General features: G+C 57.9%; 6 protein-coding genes. 3 read left to right on the top strand and 3 right to left on the bottom strand.

The window, feature by feature from the left end; all coding sequences use genetic code 11:
- Positions 1-37 precede the first annotated feature (37 nt).
- Positions 38-526: a hypothetical protein gene (locus AC0QDI_RS23730; RefSeq protein WP_474672423.1), complete on the top strand. Its 489-nt coding sequence runs from the start codon at positions 38-40 to the stop codon at positions 524-526.
- On the opposite strand, the gene AC0QDI_RS23725 is transcribed toward AC0QDI_RS23730, so the two are convergent.
- The 3 genes from AC0QDI_RS23725 to AC0QDI_RS23715 form a co-directional block, all read right to left on the bottom strand.
- A complete protein-coding gene (locus AC0QDI_RS23725; RefSeq protein ID WP_474672421.1) occupies positions 523-1449 on the bottom strand; it encodes a transcription initiation factor IIB in 927 nt (308 codons plus the stop codon). The two genes, AC0QDI_RS23730 and AC0QDI_RS23725, sit on opposite strands and share 4 nt — an antisense overlap.
- A gap of 117 nt (positions 1450-1566) precedes the next feature.
- Positions 1567-2985 carry an argonaute/piwi family protein gene (locus AC0QDI_RS23720; RefSeq protein ID WP_474672419.1) on the bottom strand — a complete coding sequence of 473 codons (1419 nt, stop codon included), beginning with the start codon at positions 2983-2985 and terminating at the stop codon, positions 1567-1569.
- Positions 2982-4370, bottom strand: coding sequence for a hypothetical protein (locus AC0QDI_RS23715; protein WP_474672417.1), 1389 nt, complete (start codon positions 4368-4370; stop codon positions 2982-2984). The genes AC0QDI_RS23720 and AC0QDI_RS23715 overlap by 4 nt, the downstream gene beginning before the upstream one ends.
- Before the next feature lie 167 nt (positions 4371-4537).
- Here AC0QDI_RS23715 and AC0QDI_RS23710 point away from each other — a divergent pair, with 167 nt between their 5' ends.
- Both AC0QDI_RS23710 and AC0QDI_RS23705 read left to right on the top strand, forming a co-directional pair.
- Positions 4538-5407: a hypothetical protein gene (locus AC0QDI_RS23710; protein WP_474672415.1), complete on the top strand. Its 870-nt coding sequence runs from the start codon at positions 4538-4540 to the stop codon at positions 5405-5407.
- Between the two features lie 12 nt (positions 5408-5419).
- The gene (locus tag AC0QDI_RS23705) at positions 5420-6196 is read left to right on the top strand and encodes a hypothetical protein (RefSeq protein ID WP_474672413.1); all 777 of its coding nucleotides are present in this window, start codon (positions 5420-5422) and stop codon (positions 6194-6196) included.
- The last annotated feature ends 17 nt before the right edge of the window (positions 6197-6213 follow it).

Genomic DNA, 6213 nt, shown 5'->3' with positions numbered 1-6213 from the left:
CTGACCGCGCCACGAGCTAATCCTCCTCTCTCACAGAATGATCTTTCTTGCCGGTCGCGACCGCTATACACAGCGGACCCTCCTCCGCGACGTTCACGACCGACTGACGAGGCAGGCTGGGTGTGAGGACGTGCGTTATCGCCCGTCTCGACGACGACCGCGGTACGTTATTGCGGATATCGATCCGACGACGTTCCTGAGTGACTCCTACGATTCGGCGACCGCACGACTGGAGATTCGCTTCTGGTACCCAGCTGGCGTCGACCATGAATACTACCGCATCAACTGGGTCGAACCGGAGCGGAACCTGATGCTCGGCTTCCACCAGGATGCCGACCATCCAGCCCTTGGACCCTGCCACATCCAACTCAATCACGAAGACACGCCGGTCGATCGGCATAGCGCGACGTTTCTCGATGCGCATCCACTCGCCGTCCTTGATGACCGACTACAGCAACTTCCGGCGGCGGTAGAGGCGATTCGCTGGGAGAATGGCACGCCCTCGCTTCCTACCTGGCCTGTCTAGACCGCGAGTTCATCGAGCGTTTCGTGATGCGTCCGGACAGTCGTTGGCGTGACGTTCCCTGTCTCTGCGACGTCGCTTTGCGTTACCCACTGCCCCTGTTCCTGCCCCGCTTTGTAGAGGCAGGCCGCGGCGAACCCGGCCGGATGAACGCCCGTCGTGACGCCGCGCTTCTCGGCCTGCTCCGCGAGGGTTCGGGCCCGCTGTCGGATCTCGGCCGGACACTCGAGGTCTGAAGCGAGGCGCGGCACGAACATGCTGGGGGAGACGGGCTCGGCAGGGAGCCCCAGCTCTTCGTTTAGCGTTTTATACGCGTTCGTGACTCGCGACTCCGCGACGCGGGCCATCTCATTGACGTCATCCACCAACCGCGAGAGGCCGTTGCACCGGCAGGCCCCGTAGACGCTGGCCGCGGCGATGGCTTCGATGGATCTGCCACGAAGCAGATCCTCGTTCTGGGCGCTCCGGAAGAGCTGGCACGCCTGGTCACGGACCGAATCAGAGAGCTCGAGCGCACTCGCCAACCGGCGAACCTCGCCCAGTCCATGGGCGAGATTCCGTTCTGCTTTCGACCGCCAGCGACCGCGGGTCTGTTCACGGCGCATCCGCGCGAGTCGCCGTCGCTTCTGCCCGGAGATCTCGTTCCCCTTCGCGTCGGTGCCGCGACCGATTTCCGTCGACAGGCCGCGATCGTGGCGAGCGGCAGTGAGCGGGGCGCCCGTTCGTTCGCACTCCTCGTCGTCATACGCCCGCCACTCCGGCCCGTGATCGATTCGCTGTTCGTCGATGACCAGCCCACAGTCCTCGCAGACCGTTTCGACCGCGTTCGTCGTTACCCGGCCGTTGCATTCGGGGCATTGGTTCGCGCTCGACTCAGCTCGGGCGTCTTCGTCAAAGCCAGTTTCGTAGATGTCTCTGGTTGCCATCGTTCTCACCGTGTTCAGGGAACCCGCCAGTACAGCGAGCCCCTCGCCCATTGAGGGGCCGATAGAAACGGATGGTATCGGTACTCCAGTCAACTAGAACACAATCCAGCTGATGTTCTACATATAATGGTAGTAATGGATGTCCAGACTGGTGTTTTGAGCCTCAGCTTCAGCCAGAATGTTCCCAACGGCATCTGATATTCCGATTGTAACCGGAAGCTTCGTGCAGAAATCCGAAGTGTTCCAGTCCAGTTTCGTGAACGCCAACATTTCTCGGCACAGCTTCTGTGGCGATGAATCACTGACCTCTGGATCCGGCTTGACCACGATCGGCTCCGGAATGTTCGATGCTGGATACGTCGACAACGCCGGGATGTATCCCTTAGTGTACAGGTAGTGCTCCTCATTGTTCGGTGCGGAGACCATTGTGCCTCGAAGCGCCGGATAAATCCCGGAACTCAAGGCCCGGACTGGGTGCCGCTCTCGGACCGTGACGAAGTCCATCAACTCGATGTTCCCAGCACCTTTGATGAAGCCCTCTCGCTCCTCTTCCCAGAACTCCGACCGCTTGTGAAGCACCAGTCGTCGCGGCTCAGTCTTCTTGTGGCTACGGTAGTGCCTGAGAATCTTCCTGACCAGTTGCTCGGCGTCGTCTTCCGCGAGATGGTTGTTCCCCGGACCGTGTTTTTCTCCTTCGACGGGGTCACCTCGAAGGATGAAGTTCTCCCCTGTCTCCAGGAAGACTTGGGCCATAGCTGTACGTGTCCGGGATTGGTCTCCGCCTCGCTCTTTGTAGAAGGAGATCCCGGCGAAGCATGTTCCGTCCTCCAGCTCGGTTAGTTTCCAGGGATGGCCGCGTTGCGCCTTGTACAGTGTTCCGACCGCGATGTTCCATGCGATCTCGGACTTGTCCTGGACGCCCTCACCGCGGAGGGTCTTCGGCTGCATCAGCTGCGTCGGCAATCCGACTTCCATCCCTAGCAGCTTGATCCGGTTGTGGAAGTCGCTGGTCTCTGACTGCATCCGGGCATGGTCCTGGTGGGATGGAGTGCATGCGTCCCACATTGCTTCTGGAATCGCGATGAACACGACGTCAGGCGGCGTTTCCTTGGCGTACAGGACTTCAAGGTTGATCTTGATGATCTCGACCGCTTCTTCCAACCGGTCTTTCCGGCTGCGGATCTGTTTCAGGTCCCGGATCTCGCCTCGAGTAATCGTCTGCCGCCACCGCTTCTGCGTGTTGAACGTGAAGTTCAGCGGCGACCGTTCGCCGAGGCCGGGGAACGGTGGTTTCCACCGCTTCGACTTGTCCTCGTCGGCGGTGATCGCCAGCTCCATGTCCTTGAACAGTTTCTCGAGGCCGCCGAGAGACCGGCCAGACCCGATGTATCCGATGTTGATTACCTGGTGTTCGGATTTGCCGGATGGAGTTCTTGGTCCGTATTTCATCAATCCGACTCGGGGGTCGCTGGATTCCTCGCCGTCGGCGAACATCAAGCCGGGTTCGTCGAGGACTTTGGCGGTGAACTCGTTCATTGGAAATCTCCTATCCACTTGTTCTGCATGGTGCCGTCCCGTTCGTCGGTGTCTTTGGGCGGCCTTTTGTTGACTTCGAGCATCACGGGTTCTGTCCCGATGTCCAGATCGTCCTGTTTGGGGTCGCCGTAGTCCAGGATTTTCCACCAGTGGTTGATCCGGCTCCGTGTTTTCCGGTTGTTCCCGTGTCGGCTGGGGCTGAACCTGTCGTGTAACGGTTTGGCTTGTTCCCCGGTGATCCGGTTTTCTTTCCCGTTGGCGGTGAACAGGATAGCTGGTTTCAGGGTGAGGAAGTACTGTCCCGAGTATTCGAGGATGCCGATACGGAGTGAGTGGTGACGGAAGAAGGGTGATTCGGCCTCATCGTAGTGTTTTGTGACCTGTCGCCCCTCTTCTTTCCGGACCTCCGCTTCGGAGTCTTTGTGTGGGAAGTAGAGGTGGTAGTCGCTACGGTAGTTTATCGCGATGCAGCCACGGTCTTCACCCTTGGAGAGGACAACGGCCCGGATCAGCCGTTTCCCAATATCGGCGTTCCCTTGGTTGGCTTCTACCCACGACCGGAACCCAGTCTCCTCGACCGTGTCCGGGTCAATGAACTGTTTGACCGCTCTCGGCATTTCCTCCGGCGGCAACAGGCTATACACCTTGTTCGACTTGAACCACGTCGGTACCGTGAATGGGCGTAGCTTGAATGCGACCTCTTGTGTCGCGCCCTCCACCTGGTCTCCGATGTACAGAGTTTCAGGGTACTCTGTTATCTCGACGAGGTTGGTGGTCAGCTCTGACCTGTCGGTGATGGGTTCGGCTTCGCGCTGGAAGAAGTCGGGTTTGAACCGGTCGTCTTTCTCGAACTCCTCGATCTTCATCAAGAGCGAGTCGTAGTCGGCCTGGTAGACGTGGGTGTCACTCAGGAACTCCTCGAAATCGTCCATCGAATAGCTCTCAATCTTCCTTCGATGGTCGTCCGAGAGTTTGTCGTTCTCGCAGACCCGGTCGTAGAACTCCTGGATTGCCTCGTCGGTCTGCTTGGTGACGTCGAAGATCTTCCGCCACTCTTTGAAGTTCTCGAGGTTCCGCCCGAAGATGGCCACATCAAACCGTTTCTCAGGAGGCCGGTCCATGTAGTGGAGGAAGTACTTCCCCATCTCCTCAAGGAATTTCTTCCCGTGACGGCGCTGGTTTGTCCACTTCAGCTCGACCCACACCTCGCGGTCACCCCTGATCTCTGGGAGTTCGTATTTCTGGTCGACAAGCCCGCCATGGGTAGGCGATGTTTCCGTGATGTAGTATCCCATCGCCTCCATGTACTCCTGGACCTTGTCACCGTAGATTTCCGAGTTTTTAGCGAGGGCCTCGCGTTCGCCTAGGAGGTTGGTGAGCGCCACGTTATGACGAACCTCACAATGGAGTACCTAAATCATTTCGTCGCAGTGAACGGTCCCGGATTCAGGCCGAGAATTGGATGCCTGGCCACGGTTTTGGGGGGTTCCTGATTCAGATTCACTGTTTTCAATACAGTAATTAGAGGTGGTGCTGTTAGCCTCGAATAAGCATGACCTCTACACTGAGCGTAGGGGAGGTAACGGCCCTTCTCTTGGACGAGAGATTCTACTCGAACCCGTTACGCCCCAAAACCTTCTATAAACTGCTCTACTTCGCAGACAAGGAACTCGACGACGTCGGCTTGGACACGGATATCCAGCACTTCTGGTACAAGTTCGGAACCATGGCGAAGACCGGTGGATCCCCGGTCACAGTAGACTGGAGTGACGATGGCCGAGAAGTCCGTTGCAGCCTTTCAGCTTCCCAGGTCAGCCTTCCCAGGGAGGAAGAGACGAAGGCTCGTCTCGCACTCTCCCGAGCACTCAACCGTCTGTACGAACAAAATACGGAGGGGCTGACCGATGACATGTACGAGGACGCGCCTTACGACGTCCAACGCCACTACCGGCGACTCGACAAACAGCTCAGTGACGCGATCGACGACAAACCAGATTACCCTGAAGTAGACTCCAGACGGGAAGCGGTCATCGACACAGTCTTCGATATCGTCGATACCTTCCCGGTCGACGACTACCCCTGGCTGGAGCAGGACCTGGACCTCTGGTACTCGGTCGTAAGTGCAGAACTTGATGCCGAAGAGTACCGGCCGCAGAAAGCGCTGAAGGTCTCTGAATTGTTCTGGACCATCTTCTGCATCGACCTCGCCCAACGCGAAAACACCGGGTTGACCCCCGAAGAGATCGCCGAGGAACTGGACACGCAAGACCTCGAAGGCCGCCAAGAGGACATCCGGAAAGAACTCGAACTAATCGAGCGAGAACGCTCCCGCCTACACACAGGCCTGGAAGAGAACCAGGTAGTGTCCGAAGCCGCTGACGGAGTCGCAATCGCCCTCCTCGGTCTCTCACCCGCCCCCTAACCAACCCCCTCCATGACCCGGTACTTCGTAGACACCAACTGCCTGCTCGGACTCACATTCATCAACGACCGGTGGTACCCCGACGCCAAACGCCTGTTCGACACCGACAACACAATCTACACCGGAAAGAACGCAGTCTACGAGTACTGCTCCAGTACCGGCGACAACAGTCGGCGCTCCGCCGACATCCGGTTAGACCGGGACGAAGGCCTGTACGGAGAGAAACGGGCGAAGCTCCGGTTGAAGTTGCGGCAGTTCGGGAAAAAGCTGCAAACCTACAGCGACGACGAGCTCGATATTGAGACGGTGATGGACAAGTACGTCGACCGATTCAACATGAAGGAGTCCGAGGAGAAGGAGGTGCGGCCACGGCTTCAGAAGTACTTTGAGTGGTACTTCGAGAAGGAGGGCGAGCTCACTCGGCGGACCGCTCGTGAGGCTGCTCGGAAGCTGAAGGACGTCTTGATGGAGCGGTCGATCAAGCACAAGGACCAGATCGAGGCCCGTGTCTATTTGGAACCGATGCGGGACAGAGAGTATCCGGACGTCGAGAAGCGGTTGAAGGAGTGGCCCGTCCACATGAAGAACAACGCGGATATCGCGTTGATCTGCGATGCTGTGTTCCTGAAGGAGGAGATCGGTATCAGCCACTTCATAACTGGTGACTTCACGGATATCTATTCGAATCAGGATTGGATTCATGTGAATCTCGGGTTCAGTGTTCTGTACTTACTGGAGACGTTCGCGGGTGAGGAAACACCGACCGCCTCAATAGACTTGGATAATTAGAGTAGTACATCAATTGG

The organism is Natrinema sp. LJW11, from assembly GCF_056135975.1.
The sequence above is the reverse complement of the archived record's forward strand: the minus strand, read 5'-3'. Positions and strand labels throughout refer to the sequence as shown.

Excerpts from the sequence above, each read along its gene's own strand:
- AC0QDI_RS23730 (WP_474672423.1), top strand. The coding sequence starts at position 38 with ATGATCTTTCTTGCCGGTCGCGACCGCTATACACAGCGGACCCTCCTC.
- AC0QDI_RS23725 (WP_474672421.1), bottom strand. The coding sequence starts at position 1,449 with ATGGCAACCAGAGACATCTACGAAACTGGCTTTGACGAAGACGCCCGA.
- AC0QDI_RS23720 (WP_474672419.1), bottom strand. The coding sequence starts at position 2,985 with ATGAACGAGTTCACCGCCAAAGTCCTCGACGAACCCGGCTTGATGTTC.
- AC0QDI_RS23710 (WP_474672415.1), top strand. The coding sequence starts at position 4,538 with ATGACCTCTACACTGAGCGTAGGGGAGGTAACGGCCCTTCTCTTGGAC.
- AC0QDI_RS23705 (WP_474672413.1), top strand. The coding sequence starts at position 5,420 with ATGACCCGGTACTTCGTAGACACCAACTGCCTGCTCGGACTCACATTC.